Source organism: Reella acinonychis (genome assembly GCF_052384575.1).
Taxonomy (GTDB): domain Bacteria; phylum Pseudomonadota; class Gammaproteobacteria; order Enterobacterales; family Pasteurellaceae; genus JBQSUQ01.
This window is the reverse complement of record NZ_JBQSUQ010000007.1, coordinates 47,649-63,993: the sequence shown is the minus strand read 5'-3', so window position 1 is coordinate 63,993 and position 16,345 is coordinate 47,649. Positions and strand designations below refer to the sequence as shown.

At 40.8% G+C, this 16,345-nt stretch carries 13 protein-coding genes; 12 read left to right on the top strand and 1 reads right to left on the bottom strand.

All coding sequences use genetic code 11. The features are described 5' to 3' along the window. The first annotated feature begins 1 nt into the window (after position 1). From tatB to hemB, 3 genes are read left to right on the top strand one after another with little or no spacing between them, the layout of a single operon-like run. Entirely contained in the window at positions 2-589 is a 588-nt protein-coding gene (tatB, locus tag ACT2CV_RS04060; RefSeq protein WP_464973517.1) for a Sec-independent protein translocase protein TatB, read from the top strand. Between the two features lie 5 nt (positions 590-594). Further along, positions 595-1,341: a twin-arginine translocase subunit TatC gene (gene tatC, locus ACT2CV_RS04055; RefSeq protein ID WP_464973516.1), complete on the top strand. Its 747-nt coding sequence runs from the start codon at positions 595-597 to the stop codon at positions 1,339-1,341. A 50-nt stretch (positions 1,342-1,391) separates the two neighbouring features. Further along, positions 1,392-2,414, top strand: a complete 1,023-nt coding sequence (gene hemB, locus ACT2CV_RS04050) for a porphobilinogen synthase (protein ID WP_464973515.1) — start codon at positions 1,392-1,394, stop codon at positions 2,412-2,414. Positions 2,415-2,460: 46 nt separating this feature from the next. Here hemB and ACT2CV_RS04045 read toward each other — a convergent pair whose 3' ends face one another. Further along, the gene (locus tag ACT2CV_RS04045) at positions 2,461-3,489 is read right to left on the bottom strand and encodes a glycosyltransferase family 9 protein (RefSeq protein WP_464973514.1); all 1,029 of its coding nucleotides are present in this window, start codon (positions 3,487-3,489) and stop codon (positions 2,461-2,463) included. 190 nt (positions 3,490-3,679) lie between these two features. Between ACT2CV_RS04045 and rpsP the strand changes: the two genes are divergently transcribed. From rpsP to metH, 9 genes are all read left to right on the top strand, one after another. Further along, positions 3,680-3,928, top strand: coding sequence for a 30S ribosomal protein S16 (gene rpsP, locus ACT2CV_RS04040; RefSeq protein ID WP_464973513.1), 249 nt, complete (start codon positions 3,680-3,682; stop codon positions 3,926-3,928). A 36-nt stretch (positions 3,929-3,964) separates the two neighbouring features. After that, positions 3,965-4,492: a ribosome maturation factor RimM gene (gene rimM / locus ACT2CV_RS04035; RefSeq protein WP_464973512.1), complete on the top strand. Its 528-nt coding sequence runs from the start codon at positions 3,965-3,967 to the stop codon at positions 4,490-4,492. Between the two features lie 55 nt (positions 4,493-4,547). Beyond that, on the top strand, positions 4,548-5,285 hold the full coding sequence (gene trmD, locus ACT2CV_RS04030; protein ID WP_464973511.1) for a tRNA (guanosine(37)-N1)-methyltransferase TrmD: 738 nt from the start codon (positions 4,548-4,550) through the stop codon (positions 5,283-5,285). 33 nt (positions 5,286-5,318) lie between these two features. Continuing rightward, on the top strand, positions 5,319-5,669 hold the full coding sequence (gene rplS, locus ACT2CV_RS04025) for a 50S ribosomal protein L19 (RefSeq protein ID WP_464973510.1): 351 nt from the start codon (positions 5,319-5,321) through the stop codon (positions 5,667-5,669). Positions 5,670-5,848: 179 nt separating this feature from the next. Next, complete coding sequence (locus ACT2CV_RS04020; protein ID WP_464973509.1) at positions 5,849-7,225, top strand: GntP family permease; 1,377 nt, start codon at positions 5,849-5,851, stop codon at positions 7,223-7,225. Positions 7,226-7,453: 228 nt separating this feature from the next. Then, the gene (locus tag ACT2CV_RS04015; protein ID WP_464973508.1) at positions 7,454-8,821 is read left to right on the top strand and encodes an L-serine ammonia-lyase; all 1,368 of its coding nucleotides are present in this window, start codon (positions 7,454-7,456) and stop codon (positions 8,819-8,821) included. 110 nt (positions 8,822-8,931) lie between these two features. Continuing rightward, positions 8,932-11,802, top strand: coding sequence for a DNA polymerase I (polA, locus tag ACT2CV_RS04010; protein ID WP_464973507.1), 2,871 nt, complete (start codon positions 8,932-8,934; stop codon positions 11,800-11,802). 4 nt (positions 11,803-11,806) lie between these two features. Further along, entirely contained in the window at positions 11,807-12,604 is a 798-nt protein-coding gene (gene nudC / locus ACT2CV_RS04005) for an NAD(+) diphosphatase (RefSeq protein ID WP_464973506.1), read from the top strand. Between the two features lie 19 nt (positions 12,605-12,623). Then, on the top strand, positions 12,624-16,304 hold the full coding sequence (gene metH / locus ACT2CV_RS04000) for a methionine synthase (RefSeq protein WP_464973505.1): 3,681 nt from the start codon (positions 12,624-12,626) through the stop codon (positions 16,302-16,304). Positions 16,305-16,345: the final 41 nt, after the last annotated feature.

Sequence of the window (16,345 nt, the reverse complement as noted above, 5' to 3'; positions counted from 1 at the left end):
TGTGTTTGATATTGGTTTTTCTGAATTAATTTTAATCTTTATTGTGGGTCTAGTAGTGCTAGGTCCTCAACGTATGCCTGTTGCCATTAGAACCGTAATGAAATGGGTGCGCACTATTCGAGGATTAGCGGCTAATGTTCAAAATGAACTGAGTCAAGAACTAAAATTACAAGAACTACAAGAAAGCATTAAAAAAGCAGAACATCTTAATTTGAAGACCTTGTCGCCTGATTTGGCTAAAACAGTGGAAGAACTGAAAGAATCGGCGCAAAAAATGAAAGCCGATTTAGATAAACAAGCTGCGGACGCCAATAAATCCTTACAAGAACAAATTAAAGATGTAAGGGAAGCAAACTTCCAACAAACCCAAAAAAAAGCCATTGATGTTGCGCAACAAACTGAAAAGCCAACCGAAAGTGCGGTAAAAAATTCAGAAAATTTAACCGCACTTCATGACTCAACGCCAGAGGAAGCGCAGAACAATATTGAAGATGAAGTGGATCTTGATGCGCAATTAGCGAAATATATGGAGCAATATCATCCACTTGATGATCAGCAACCCTCAACCAATAGCAAATATAATGCATAAATCTCATGAGTAAAGTAGAAGAAACTCAACCCTTAATTTCTCATTTAGTTGAATTACGCAACCGTTTATTACGTGGCGTTATTTGCATTTTAGTGGTGTTCTGTGCATTAGTTTATTTTGCTAATGATATTTACCATATCATTTCCACCCCGTTACTCAATGCTATGCCGGCGGGCTCTACCATGATTGCGACCAATGTCGCAGCACCATTTTTCACACCGATTAAATTAACAGGAATTGCCGCGATTTTTATTTCTGTGCCTTATTTGCTCTATCAACTTTGGGCATTTGTAGCACCAGCATTGTATAACCACGAAAAACGCTTAGTGTACCCATTGTTAGTGTCTAGCACGATTTTGTTCTACACAGGTGTAGCTTTTGCCTATTATGTGGTATTCCCATTGGTATTTAGTTTCTTAACTAATACCACGCCAGAAGGTGTTGCGATGGCGACGGATATTAGCAGCTACCTCGATTTTGTGTTAACCCTCTTCCTTGCATTTGGTATTTGTTTCGAAGTGCCTGTGGCGATTATTTTACTCTGTTGGACAGGCATTACCACACCTGAAGATCTCAAAGCAAAACGACCTTATATTATCGTTGCCGCCTTTGTGATTGGGATGTTGCTCACCCCTCCTGATATTTTTTCGCAAACATTATTAGCCATTCCAATGTGCTTATTATTTGAAGTAGGCATTCTCTGCGCTAGATTTTATCGTCCGAAAGAGGATGAAGAAGAACAAAGTGAATAAAAAGAAAAGGGGCAATGCCCCTTTGTGCATTTTTGATAAAAGGAAACAACATGACTCAACAAATTTTCACAGGCTATCCTGCTCGTCGTTTACGCCGTATGCGTAAACATGATTTTAGCCGCCGTTTAATGTCAGAGAATAAATTAACCGTAGATGATTTAATCTATCCCGTCTTTATTATGGAAGGCGAAAATCATCGCGAGCTTGTACCTTCAATGCCAAAAGTGGAGCGTCTCACTCTTGATCAATTGCTGATCGAAGCCGGGTTATTAGTGAAATATGGCGTACCTGTTATTGCATTATTCCCTGTGATTGAGCAAGACAAAAAATCCCTAATGGCAGAAGAAGCCTATAATCCCAATGGTTTAGTACAGCGTGCGGTTAAAGCATTGAAGACTGCTTATCCCGAATTAGGCGTACTCACTGATGTAGCGCTTGATCCTTACACAGTGCATGGACAAGATGGCATTATCGATGACGAAGGCTATGTATTAAATGAAATCACTAGCGATATTTTGGTCAAACAAGCACTTTCACACGCAGAGGCTGGCGCCGATATTGTGGCACCAAGTGATATGATGGATGGTAGAATTGGCAAAATTCGCACCGCACTTGAGCAGCAGGGCTTTATCAACACCTTAATTATGGCTTATGCGGCAAAATATGCCTCAAATTATTATGGTCCATTCCGCGATGCAGTCGGATCAGCAGCTAATCTAAAAGGTGGGGATAAAAAGACTTATCAACTTGATCCAGCTAACAGTAACGAGGGCTTACAAGAAGTGGCGTTAGATATTGAAGAAGGCGCGGATATGGTGATGGTTAAACCTGGCATGCCTTATTTAGATATGGTCTATCGCGTAAAACACCAATTTGGTGTGCCAACCTTTGCTTATCAAGTTTCAGGTGAATATGCTATGCACTGGGCAGCCATTCAAAATGGTTGGTTAAAAGAGAAAGAATGTATCATGGAAGGATTGCTCTGCTTCAAACGTGCAGGTGCTGATGGTATTCTGACCTACTTTGCGAAACAGGTTGCTGAGTGGTTGTATGAAGAAGGTAAAAATAAATAATCTTTATTGAATAGAACAAAAGTGCGGTCTTTTTCACCGCACTTTTTTAATGCCATTGACGCTCAATAAACGGCAAAATATCCACTAAGCAGTCTTTAATGGAAATCACATGTAAATTCTTTTCCACTTCTTTTTTAAACGGTGGGCAGAAGGCAATGTGCTTATCTGGTGCATTAATCGGCTGCCAGCGGCGAGGAATAGCAGATAGACGGCTTGGATAAAAACCAATGGTCGCCACATTTAAAGCGCCACAAACATGTAAAGGCCCTGTTGAGCCAGCAATAAATAAATCAGCACAAGCAAGGGAATGCGTAAAATCCACTAACCCGTTATTTTGATCATAAACCACCACATTTTTATGATTAACCAATGTTGCTAATTGTTGTGCTTTTTCGCTTTCATTTGGCCCAGCGGTTAGCACAACTTGGCAATCAAAACCTCCTAAAATGCCTTGAATGAGCTCAGCATATTGTGATAAAGACAAATTATTGGCAGAGCCACCGGTTCCGCTATGTACAAATAACCATTTTTTATCTTTATCCAGTCCCAATTGCTCAGATAATAAAACTTTCTGTTTTTGCACCGCACTTTGTTCAAGCTGCAAATAAGGTGGTTGAACATCTTTCACTTCAAAATGATGATCTTGTAAAAATTGACGCGCCAAATCCATATTGTATGCAAATTCGGCTTTTTCAGAGCGGGAACGACGTTGCGTTAAACGCTGATTATATAAAAATTGAAATAATTTGGTGGCGGGCGCCAAACGATACGAAATGCCAGATTGCCAAGTTAATTTGGCATTATACCAATCAGAAACAAAGCTAATCACCGCATCAAATTTTGCTTGTTTAATTTGCTGTAAAGTGCGGTTAAATTCGGTTGAGTTTTTCTTATCCGTTGCATCAATAATGATGTCATCAATGTAAGGGCAAATTTCCGCTAAAGGTGCGGTATATTTTGGCACCAATGCGGTAATTTTAATATGAGGTGTGGATTGTTTGATTAATGCTAATGCAGGAAAAATCAGGATGAAATCACCTAATTTATCATTTCGGATAACAAGTAAATTTTGCATAATGAAAAGTAACCTTAATCAATTTAAGTGATTCATTCTAACAAAAGGCAATCATAAGATAAACCTTGCTTTTCTAATAAAAAAATGTATAATTTTCAGGCTTTTTGTCTATATATACAGAGAAAAAAGTAAGCATTCCTGCTCCTTCGATGCAGGTTTTCTTTTATTATTAAACACTTAGAGGAAGGTTATGGTAACCATTCGTTTATCTCGTGGCGGAGCTAAAAAACGCCCATTTTATCAAATCGTTGTTGCTGACAGCCGTTCACCACGTGACGGTCGTTTCATTGAGCGCGTAGGTTTTTTCAACCCATTAGCAACAGGTAAAGCTGAACGTTTACGTTTAGATTTAGATCGTGTTAATGCATGGTTAGAAAAAGGTGCAAGCCTTTCTGATCGTGTTAGCGTATTAGTGAAAGAAGCGAAAAAAGCAGCATAATTGCTAGCGATTTGAGCATTTAGATAGGTGGATAATATGGAACAACAAAGAATTGAAGTAGTTGGCAAATTAGGTTCAACTTATGGTATTCGTGGTTGGTTACGTATTTATTCATCAACAGAATACGCAGAAAGTATCTTTGACTATCAGCCTTGGTTCTTAAAAATTAAAGGACAATGGCAACCAACTGAATTAGAAAGCTGGAAACATCATAATCACGAACTTATTGTTAAATTAAAAAATATTAATGATCGTGAAACGGCACAAACCCTTGCCAATGTAGAAATTGGCGTGGATTTATCCGTATTTCCTGAGCTAGAAGAAGGCGATTTTTATTGGCATGATTTAATTGGCTGCCAAGTCGTTAATTTAGAAGGTTACAACATGGGCACTGTATCTGAAATGATGGAAACAGGTTCTAATGATGTGTTGGTAGTTCGCGCAAGCGCCAAAGATGCTTTTGGCAAACAAGAACGGTTAATTCCGTTTTTGTATGAACAAGTAGTTAAAAGAGTAGATCTCACCACTAAGACTATTGAAGTGGATTGGGACGCTGGTTTCTAATCTCAGGTATGCTGTTGCGCTTTGAGTAGTAACATTTTGACACAAAGGATTAACTATGTGGATTGGGATTATTAGTCTTTTCCCAGAAATGTTTAAAGCAATTACAGAATTTGGGGTGACGGGCCGAGCTGTTAAACATAATCTTCTGCAAGTGCGGTGCTATAATCCAAGGGATTTTACCTTTGATAAACATAGAACCGTTGATGATCGCCCTTATGGCGGTGGTCCTGGAATGCTGATGATGGTGCAACCTTTACGGGATGCAATTCAATTAGCAAAACAAGAAGCAGGAGAGGGAGTTAAGGTAATTTATCTTTCTCCTCAAGGACGTAAGTTAGAGCAAGCTGGTGTAAAAGAACTCTCACAAAATGAAAAAATCATTTTAGTGTGTGGACGTTACGAAGGCATTGATGAGCGGTTGATTCAAACAGAAATTGATGAAGAATGGTCAATCGGTGATTATGTTCTAACTGGTGGGGAACTTCCTGCAATGACGTTAATTGATGCTGTTGCAAGATTTATTCCTGGGGTATTAGGCAAACAAGCCTCAGCGGATGAAGATTCATTTGCTGTTGGTTTATTAGATTGTCCGCATTATACTCGCCCTGAAATGTTAGATGGCTTAGCAGTGCCACCTGTGCTGATGTCGGGTAACCATGAAGAAATTCGAAAGTGGCGATTGAAACAATCCCTAGAACGAACTTGGTTAAGACGCCCTGAGCTACTGGAAAAACTAGCTCTGACTGACGAACAAAAGAAACTGTTAAAGCAAATTAAAGCAGAAAACAGTTAATATCAGTTTAATCTAGTAAAAAAGGTTTAAAAAATGAGCAACATTATTAAACAACTTGAACAAGAACAATTAAAACAAAACGTACCTAGCTTCCGTCCTGGTGACACATTAGAAGTTAAAGTATGGGTAGTAGAAGGTTCTAAACGTCGTCTGCAAGCATTCGAAGGCGTGGTTATCGCAATTCGTAACCGCGGCTTGCACAGTGCATTTACGTTACGTAAAATGTCAAACGGTGTTGGTGTTGAGCGTGTTTTCCAAACTCACTCTCCAATCATTGATAGCATCAGCGTTAAACGTAAAGGTGCGGTACGTAAAGCGAAACTTTACTACTTACGTGAGCGTTCAGGTAAATCTGCACGTATCAAAGAGCGTCTTGGCGAATAATTCTAAGATCGCAATGAATATAAGCCTTGGGAAATCCCAAGGCTTTTTCTTTTCAAAAAGAAAACGACATAACAAATAACTTTCTACATCCATTTTTTAGAATTGTGATCTAACTCTCCTTTTCTTTATAGTAATTCTGCTAGGATATCTTTGATTTTATTTCAATTAAGGAGATAACTATGAGTGGAATGACGCTTATCATTGGCTTTATTATCGCCATCATTATTATGATATGGATGATTTCAAAATTAAAAGTCCATCCATTTCTTGCATTAATGACGATTTCTTTAGCACTGGCATTAAGTGCAGGTATTGATCTCAATAAAATCCCAGGTATTGTAGGGAATGGTTTTAGTGGTACCTTTAAAAGTATTGGGATTGTAATTATCTTTGGTGCCATTATTGGTACAGTTCTAGAAAAAACAGGGGCAGCCTTAAAACTTGCTGATATCATAGTTAAATTAGTGGGGCAAAAACGTCCTGAATTAGCTATGTTAATTATGGGTTGGGTTGTTGGTATTCCCGTATTCTGTGATAGTGGTTTCGTTGTTTTAAACCCAATTCGTGAAGCATTACGTAAAAAAATCGCTGCCAATCCTGTTGGCATGGCTGTTGCACTAAGTGCGGGTCTTTATGCTGCTCACGTATTTATTCCACCAACACCAGGGCCAATTGCAGCCGCAGGCGCATTGGGTTTAGGTTCTCAACTATTACTTGTTATTTTAATGGGTGTGGTTGTGTCAATTCCTGTACTTCTAGCTTCTTATTTATTTGCGAAATATATTGGCGGTAAAGTTAATATTGATGAATCAGAAGCAGATGCTGTTATCAATAAAAGCTATGACGAACTGCTCAAGCAATATGGAAAATTACCAAGTGGTTTTCTAAGCTTAGCGCCAATTCTTATGCCAATTATCTTTATGGCCTTAGGTTCTATTACCAAAATCATGGGCATTGAGGGTGGCTTTGGTAACATCATGTTATTCTTAGGAAATCCAATTATTGCTTTAGCAATTGGTGTGATTTTCTCTGTATTCTTACTAATTAGCACTGGCAAAATGGCAGATTTTGGCGATTTAACCAACGAGACGCTAAAAACAGTAGGTCCAATCCTCTTTATTACTGCTGCTGGTGGTGTATTAGGTAAAGTGATTACTGAAGCAGGCTTTGTAGAATATATTAAACAAAACGCGCATATTATTAGTATGGCAGGTATTTTCTTCCCATTCTTAATTTCAGCAATCTTAAAAACAGCGCAAGGCAGCTCAACTGTTGCAATTATCACCACAGCCTCCATTATGGGTATGTTTAATGCGGGCGACTCTTTAATGGCTGTGTTAGGCTTCACTAACGAGATTGCTGCAGCTCTTTGTGTTATGGCGATTTCTGCTGGTGCAATGTGCGTTTCCCATGCAAACGACAGCTATTATTGGGTAGTCACTAACTTCACCAAAATGACACCGCAACAAGGTTATCGTACACAAACAACGCTCACATTTATCATGGGTATCGTGGGTATGTTAACCGTTTATGTGTTGTCTTTAATCCTTCTATAACCACATCAAAGCAGGCTAGCTTATGCTAGCCTGTCAAAAATGATGCAAATTTTCTCAAAATATTTTTAAATGACCATTCCTATTTTAGTTCATTCAATACCTCGATAGGTTTAATCGCAATCTCTGCAGTTGTTTATGGATTATTTTTAAATTTCATTTAAAATGCCATTTTTCCTTTATTGCTAGTAAATTGGCCATAAAGGATTTTCTAAATTTGAGAAGAATAAAATGATTAGTGTATTTGATATGTTTAAAGTGGGCATTGGACCTTCTAGCTCACACACTGTAGGTCCAATGAAAGCGGGCAAACAATTTGTAGATGATTTAATCACCCAACATCTATTAGAAAAAACAAGCAGACTTCATGTTGATGTATATGGTTCACTTTCTATGACTGGACGTGGCCATAACACAGATACTGCGATTATTATGGGATTAGCAGGCTATTTGCCTCATGATGTAGATATTGAATTAATTCCTAAATTTATTCAGGAATTAAAACAAACTGCACATTTACCCATTGCACAGGGTGAGAAAATCGTTGATTTTAACTTTGATACCAATATGGTCTTTCATCAAAGTTTCTTATCCTTACATGAAAATGGCATGAAAATCACCGCACTTGATGATGAAAGTGCCCCCCTTTACCAACAAACCTACTATTCTATTGGTGGTGGTTTTATTGTAGATGAAGCACATTTTGGACAAGAACAAGAAACTGTCACACCAGTACCTTATCCATTCAAAAGTGCGGCTGATATTCTAAGACATTGTAAAGACAATGGTTTAGCGCTTTCCACTGTGATGATGGAAAATGAAATCGCCTTAAATGGCAAAGAAGCAACACAAAAACATTTATTATTGGTGTGGCAAACCATGCAAGCTTGTATTGATCGTGGTTTACATACTGAAGGGTTATTACCAGGGCCATTAAAGGTACCAAGACGTGCAGCTACACTCTATCGTATGCTACAAGCCAACACAAACTTAACCACCGATCCAATGCGTGTTATTGACTGGGTCAATATGTATGCTTTAGCGGTGAATGAGGAAAATGCAGCAGGTGGACGTGTAGTAACCGCGCCAACAAACGGTGCTTGTGGTATTATTCCTGCTGTATTGTCTTACTATGAAAAATTCGTCTCGCCATTGGATCAAGAAATTATTGAACGCTATTTATTAGCCTGTGGCATGGTGGGGGCATTATACAAAATGAATGCGTCTATTTCTGGTGCTGAAGTCGGTTGCCAAGGCGAAGTAGGCGTTGCCTGTTCTATGGCAGCAGCTGGTTTAGCCGAAATTTTAGGGGCAAGTCCAGAACAAGTTTGTATTGCGGCGGAAATTGCCATGGAGCATAACCTAGGTTTAACTTGCGATCCCGTTGGCGGTCAAGTTCAGGTGCCTTGTATTGAACGTAATGCGATTGCCTCAGTAAAAGCCATCAATGCAAGCCGCATGGCGTTGCGCCGCACCACAAACCCTCGCGTAACCTTGGATAAAGTGATCGAAACCATGTATGAAACTGGCAAAGATATGAATGCCAAATACCGCGAAACATCACAAGGTGGCTTAGCCATCAAAGTCATCTGTGACTAATTACTGAAAACCTAAAAGTGCGGTGGAAAAATTGCACGTTTTTACACCGCACTTTTTTATGGAAATTCAGCTATAATAGCGTCCAAGATTAGTTGTTCAAGAGAAATACAATGACGCAAATTGCTGAAAACCCACTGGTATTAGTGGACGGTTCTTCCTATTTATATCGTGCATTCCACGCATTTCCCCCATTAACCAATACCCAAGGCGAGCCAACGGGTGCCATGTATGGCGTACTCAATATGCTAAAAAGCCTGATTGCACAGGTGCAACCAAGCCATATTGCAGTGGTTTTTGATGCCAAAGGGAAAACCTTTCGGGACGAAATGTTTGAGCAATACAAATCTCATCGCCCCCCTATGCCCGATGAATTACGCAGCCAAATTCAACCTTTACACGATATTATTCGTGCTTTAGGTATTCCATTGCTTTCCATTGAAGGCGTTGAAGCAGATGATGTGATTGGTACCCTTGCGGTTGAAGCGTCTCGGGCGGGTAAAAAAGTCCTCATCTCAACAGGCGATAAAGACATGGCGCAATTAGTTGATGACAATATTATGCTTATCAACACCATGAATAATAGCCTGTTGGATCGTCAAGGTGTAATGGATAAATATGGCATTCCACCAGAATTAATTATCGACTATTTGGCATTAATGGGCGATAGTGCAGACAATATTCCTGGCGTAGCTGGCGTAGGTGAAAAAACAGCACTTGGACTATTACAAGGCATTGGTTCAATGGCTGAAATTTACGCTAACATTGACAAAGTTGCTGACTTATCCATTCGAGGTGCGAAAAAGCTGGGCGATAAATTATTGGAAGCCAAAGCAGATGCAGATTTATCCTATGCACTAGCTACCATCAAAACCGATGTTGAATTAGAAATCAGCGCAGAACAATTACAGCTCGGTGAAGCAAATAAAGATTTATTGATTGAATATTTTGCCCGTTATGAATTTAAACGTTGGCTCAATGAAGTACTAACGGGCGAAAGTTCCGTTACCAAAGGAGCGGAACAAGCAGTTAAAATTTCCCCTGCCGCAACAGAATCAAAATCAAGTGCGACGAACAAAAGTACGGTGAAAAAAAACATAAAAATTGACCGCAGTTTATATCAAATCATCCGCACAGAAGAACAACTAAAACAATGGATTACACAAATTGAACAAGCAAAATTTGTGGCAGTGGATACGGAAACTAATGCGTTAGATCCAATGCAAGCCGAATTGGTGGGCATTTCTTTCGCTTTAGAAAATGGACAAGCCTGTTACATTCCACTGGCACATATTCATCAAGTTGCAATTGAGCAAGAGCAAACAGATCTATTTGACGAAGTGCCTGAAACAACAGAAATGCAATGGCAACTTTGCCCAAATCAATTAGATAAAACCCTTTGCTTAAACTTACTCAAACCTTTATTAGAAAACCCTGACATTCAGAAAATTGGGCAAAACATTAAATATGATTTAACCATTTTTGCCAATAATGGTATTGAATTACAGGGAGTTGCCTTTGATACCATGTTGGAAAGCTATGTGTTGGATAGCACAGGTCGTCATAATATGGATGATTTGGCTGCGCGCTATTTAGGTTATCAAACCATTTCTTTTGAGACTTTAGCAGGTAAAGGCAAAAATCAACTGACTTTCGACAAGATCGACTTAGCACAGGCTGCCGAATATGCCGCAGAAGATGCGGACATTACCATGAAACTCCATCAAACCTTGTGGCAAGATATTGAACAAAGTGCTGAATTAGTTGAGCTTTATCAAAACATTGAATTGCCATTAGTGGAAGTTCTTTCTCGCATTGAACGTAACGGCGTGTTGATTAATAACCAAGCGCTTGAACAACAATCGCAAGAAATTGCCCAACGTTTAACCGCACTTGAACAAGAAGTACATCAACTCGCTGGTGAAACCTTTAATTTGGCTTCAACCAAACAGTTACAAGAAATTCTATTTGAAAAATTGGCGTTACCAGTCATTGCCAAAACGCCAAAAGGCGCACCTTCTACCAACGAAGAAGTATTAGAAGAACTGGCACAGCAAGGGCATGAAGTACCAAAATTATTAATGGAACATCGCGGTTTAGCGAAGCTCAAATCCACTTATACAGATAAATTGCCACAAATGTGCAATGCCAAAACAGGACGAGTTCATACCTCTTATCATCAGGCTGTAACCACAACAGGACGCTTATCATCCAGCGATCCGAATTTACAGAATATTCCTATTCGTAATGAAGAAGGTCGCCGTATTCGCCAAGCCTTTGTGGCAAGAGAAGGTTATAGCATTATCGCCGCTGACTATTCTCAAATTGAATTGCGAATTATGGCGCACCTTTCCAACGATGCAGGCTTAACACAAGCATTTAATGAAGGAAAAGATATTCACCGCGCCACTGCCGCTGAAATCTTTGGTATTCCTTTAGAGGATGTTAGTAGTGAACAACGCCGTAGCGCGAAAGCCATTAACTTCGGTTTAATTTATGGCATGTCAGCCTTTGGGCTTTCACGCCAATTAGGCATTTCTCGTGCTGATGCTACTAAATATATGAATCTCTATTTCCAGCGCTATCCGAATGTGCAGCATTTTATGACGGATATTCAGGAAAAAGCAAAAGCACAGGGTTATGTGGAAACGCTTTTTGGTCGCCGTTTATATTTGCCAGAAATTAATTCGAGCAATGCAATTCGTCGCAAAGCCGCAGAACGTGTGGCAATCAACGCACCAATGCAAGGCAGTGCCGCTGATATTATTAAACAAGCCATGATTGCGATTGATAAGGAAATTGCGCAGGATCCTGATATTTATATGATTATGCAAGTGCACGATGAATTGGTATTTGAAGTGCGTTCAGAAAAAATCGCACAATATAGCCAATTAATCAAATCATGCATGGAAAGTGCTGCCAAACTGAGCGTGCCACTCATTGTGGATGTTGGCGTTGGACAAAATTGGGACGAGGCGCATTAATAAAATGATACAACCAACGGATAATAAACAAGGTTTTTGGCTTATTACGCAAGCACAAAACATCTACTTCCCACAACATAATTTACCTTTTGGAACTGCGGAAGAATTAGGATTACAACATAAACTCACCACAAAAATTGGCGAATGGGATAATGCACCGCTCTATTTGCTATTAGAGGAAGACAATGCCCAATATGATTGGATTGCATTGCGTTCCTTATTGAATTTACCGAAGAGCAAATTCAATCTCTTAAACCGCGGTGTTGAATTAAATCATTTTTATAACACGCATAAATTCTGTGGCAAATGTGGGCATGAAACCGAAATGCCACAAAATGAATGGGCGGTGCAATGCAAAAATTCCTCTTGTTTACACCGCACTTATCCCGTCATTTGCCCGTCAATCATTGTGGCGATACGTAAGGATGACTGCATTTTGCTCGCAAGTCACCGTCGCCATATGAACAACGATGGCAGAGCCGGACTTTATACGGTGCTCGCAGGATTTGTCGAAGTAGGCGAAACCTTTGAGCAAACCGTTGAACGCGAAGTGTTTGAAGAATCCGGCATTAAAATTAAAAATATCCGCTATTTTGGCAGTCAACCTTGGGCATTTCCAAACGCACAGATGGTGGGTTTTTTGGCTGATTATGATAGTGGCGATATTCAAGTACAAGAAGAAGAGATCGTTGAAGCAAAATGGTTTAAATACAACGAGCCTTTGCCTCAATTACCTGAACATGGCACCATTGCCAGAGAATTAATAGAAACCACATTACAACTTTGTGCAAATGCAAACTAATTAATAACAGGAAAAAACTTTGAAAAATACAACCGCACTTTATAACGCCCTTGCTGAACGTATTTTAATTTTAGACGGTGCAATGGGGACGATGATCCAAGAATATAAGCTCACTGAAACCGATTTCCGCGGTGAACGCTTTAAAGACAGCACCATTGATTTACGTGGCAATAACGATTTACTCACCCTGACTCAGCCTTTGCTTATCAAGGCTATTCACGAGAAATATTTAGCGGCTGGTGCAGATATTATTGAAACCAACACCTTCAGTTCCACCACCATTGCACAGGCAGATTATGAATTGGAAAGTATTGCCTATGAACTCAATTTTGCAGGGGCAAAATTAGCGAGATTGGCTGCCGATAACTATTCTACGCCCGATAAGCCACGCTTTGTGGCAGGTGTGTTAGGTCCAACCAACCGCACAGCATCCATTTCCCCTGACGTAAACGATCCAGGCTTCCGTAATGTAACCTTTATGCAATTGGTCGATGCCTATGCTGAAGCGACCAAAGGTTTAATTGAGGGCGGAGCTGATATTATTTTAGTGGAAACCATTTTCGATACCCTTAATGCCAAAGCGGCAATTTTCGCCATTGAAAATGTATTTGAAGAATTAGGTGTGACCTTGCCTGTGATGATTTCAGGCACGATTACTGACGCTTCAGGTCGTACGCTTTCAGGGCAAACCACAGAAGCATTCTATAATTCGTTACGCCACGCCAAACCAATCAGCTTCGGCTTGAACTGTGCACTGGGTCCAAAAGAATTACGTCAATATATGGAACAGCTCTCCAAAATCTGTGAGTGTTATGTTTCTGCTCACCCGAACGCAGGTTTACCAAATGCTTTTGGCGGTTATGACTTAAGTGCGGTGGAAATGGCGGCACATTTGAAAGAATGGGCAGAAAGCGGCTTTTTAAATATTGTCGGCGGTTGTTGTGGTACCACGCCTGAACACATTAAAACCATCAGTGAAGCGGTTAAAGATTGCAAACCACGCCCGTTGCCAGAAATTAAAACCGCAATGCGTTTATCAGGGTTAGAACCCTTAACCATTGATGAAAACAGCTTATTTGTGAACGTGGGCGAACGTAATAACGTCACAGGTTCAGCGAAATTTAAACGTTTAATCAAAGAAGAAAAATACGCGGAAGCCATTGAGATCGCCATCGATCAGGTAGAAAACGGGGCACAAGTGATTGACGTCAATATGGACGAAGCCTTGTTAGATTCAGAAAAATGTATGACCCGTTTTCTCAATATTATGGCAACTGAGCCTGAAGCGGCAAAAGTGCCAGTGATGATTGACTCATCAAAATGGGAAGTGATTGAAGCTGGACTACAAACCATTCAAGGCAAAGGGATTGTAAACTCCATTTCTCTCAAAGAAGGCGAGGAAAAATTTATTCATCAAGCCAAACTCGTTCGCCGTTATGGTGCTGCGGTTGTGGTAATGGCATTTGATGAAGTAGGACAGGCCGATACCGAAGAGCGAAAAGTAGAAATTTGTACGCGTGCTTACCGCATTTTAGTGGATCAAGTCGGTTTCCCACCTGAAGACATTATTTTCGACCCGAATATTTTTGCTATCGGCACTGGCATTGAAGAACACAATAACTACGGGGTCGATTTCATCAACGCAACAGGTCGCATTAAACGTAGCTTACCGCACGCCAAAATTTCAGGCGGTGTGTCGAATGTATCCTTCTCTTTCCGCGGTAACAACCCAATGCGTGAAGCCATTCACGCGGTGTTCCTATATCACGCCATCAAACAAGGAATGGATATGGGGATTGTCAATGCAGGGCAACTTGCGATTTATGATGATCTCGACCCAGAACTACGCGATGTGATTGAAGATGCGGTGCTAAATCGCCGTTCTGACGCCACAGAACGCTTATTGGATATTGCCGACAAATACCGCAATACAGGTGCTGATGAACAAGATAATTCCGTTGCGGAATGGCGTACTTGGTCAGTGGAAGAACGTTTAAAACACGCTCTAGTAAAAGGGATTACCACGCACATTATTGAAGACACCGAAGAAGCGCGGTTGAAATTTAGCACACCTTTAGAAGTGATCGAAGGGCCGCTAATGGACGGTATGGACGTGGTCGGCGAACTGTTTGGCGACGGTAAAATGTTCCTACCGCAAGTGGTAAAATCGGCACGTGTAATGAAGCAGTCGGTTGCTTATCTTGAGCCTTTTATCAATGCCACTAAACAGAAAGGCTCATCGGCAGGTAAAGTGGTGATTGCGACCGTAAAAGGCGACGTGCATGATATTGGTAAAAATATCGTCAGCGTAGTAATGCAATGTAACAACTTTGAAGTGATCGACTTAGGCGTAATGGTGCCTGCGGATCGCATTATTGAAACCGCAATCCGAGAAAAAGCGGACGTGATCGCATTAAGTGGTTTGATCACCCCGTCACTCGATGAAATGGAATATTTCTTAAGTGAAATGACTCGCTTGAAATTAAACTTGCCAGTGATGATCGGCGGTGCAACTACTTCGAAAGAACACACCGCAATCAAACTCTATCCGAAATATGCACACGAAGTAGTTTACACCACCAATGCTTCGCGCGCTGTTACCGCTTGTGCTGCGCTGATGAACCCAGACACCAAAGCGGAATTATGGGAACGGATGAAAAAAGAATACGAGCAAATTCAGCACGCCTTTGCAAACCGCAAACCGCTACGCAAACAGCTAGCCATTGAAGAAGCACGTAAAAACCGTTTCAACGCGTTCGCAGGCGAATGGGCAGATTATCAAGTGCCGCAACCAAAACAAACAGGCATTATTGAATATAAAAATGTGCCTATCGCCACCCTACGCAAATTTATCGACTGGTCGCCATTCTTTATGCTATGGGGATTAATGGGCGGCTACCCTGATGCCTTTGATTATCCAGAAGGTGGCGAAGAAGCACGCCGCGTATGGAATGACGCCCAAAGAGTATTAGATGAATTAGAACAAAACGGAAAACTCAATCCAAGCGGTATTATGGGCATATTCCCAGCCTACCGCACTGGCGATGATATTGAAATCTATCAAAATTCTGACCGCACTTTATTGGCAGGCAAATGCTACCACTTACGCCAACAAACCGAACGCGGCAAAAACAGCAAAAGCCCATACAATCTCTGCTTGAGCGATTTTATTGCCGACCGAGAAAGCGGACAACGGGATTGGCTCGGAATGTTCGCCGTCTGTGCTGGCATTGAAGAACACGATTTAGTGGAAGGCTACAAAGCCGCAGGCGACGACTACAATGCCATTTTATTGCAAGCCGTAGGCGACCGCCTAGCCGAAGCAATGGCGGAATATCTCCACTTCGAACTTCGCACAAAAGTTTGGGGTTATTCAGAAGAAAGTTTTGATAATCAGGCCTTGATTGATGAAAAATACGTCGGCATCCGCCCTGCTCCCGGCTACCCAAGCTGCCCAGAACATACCGAAAAACAAATCATCTGGGACTTACTGGAAGTGGAACAACGCATTGGAATGAAACTTACCGAAAGCTACGCAATGTGGCCCGCCGCTTCCGTATGTGGTTGGTACTTCTCCCACCCTGCAAGTAACTACTTTACCTTAGGACGCATTGACGAAGACCAAGCGTTAGACTACGCAAAACGCAAAGGTTGGGATGAAAAGACAATGTTGAAATGGTTGAGTGTGGCGATGAAGTAGGATGTGAAATCGCTGGCTGAGAAGATGTGATTGTATGGAGG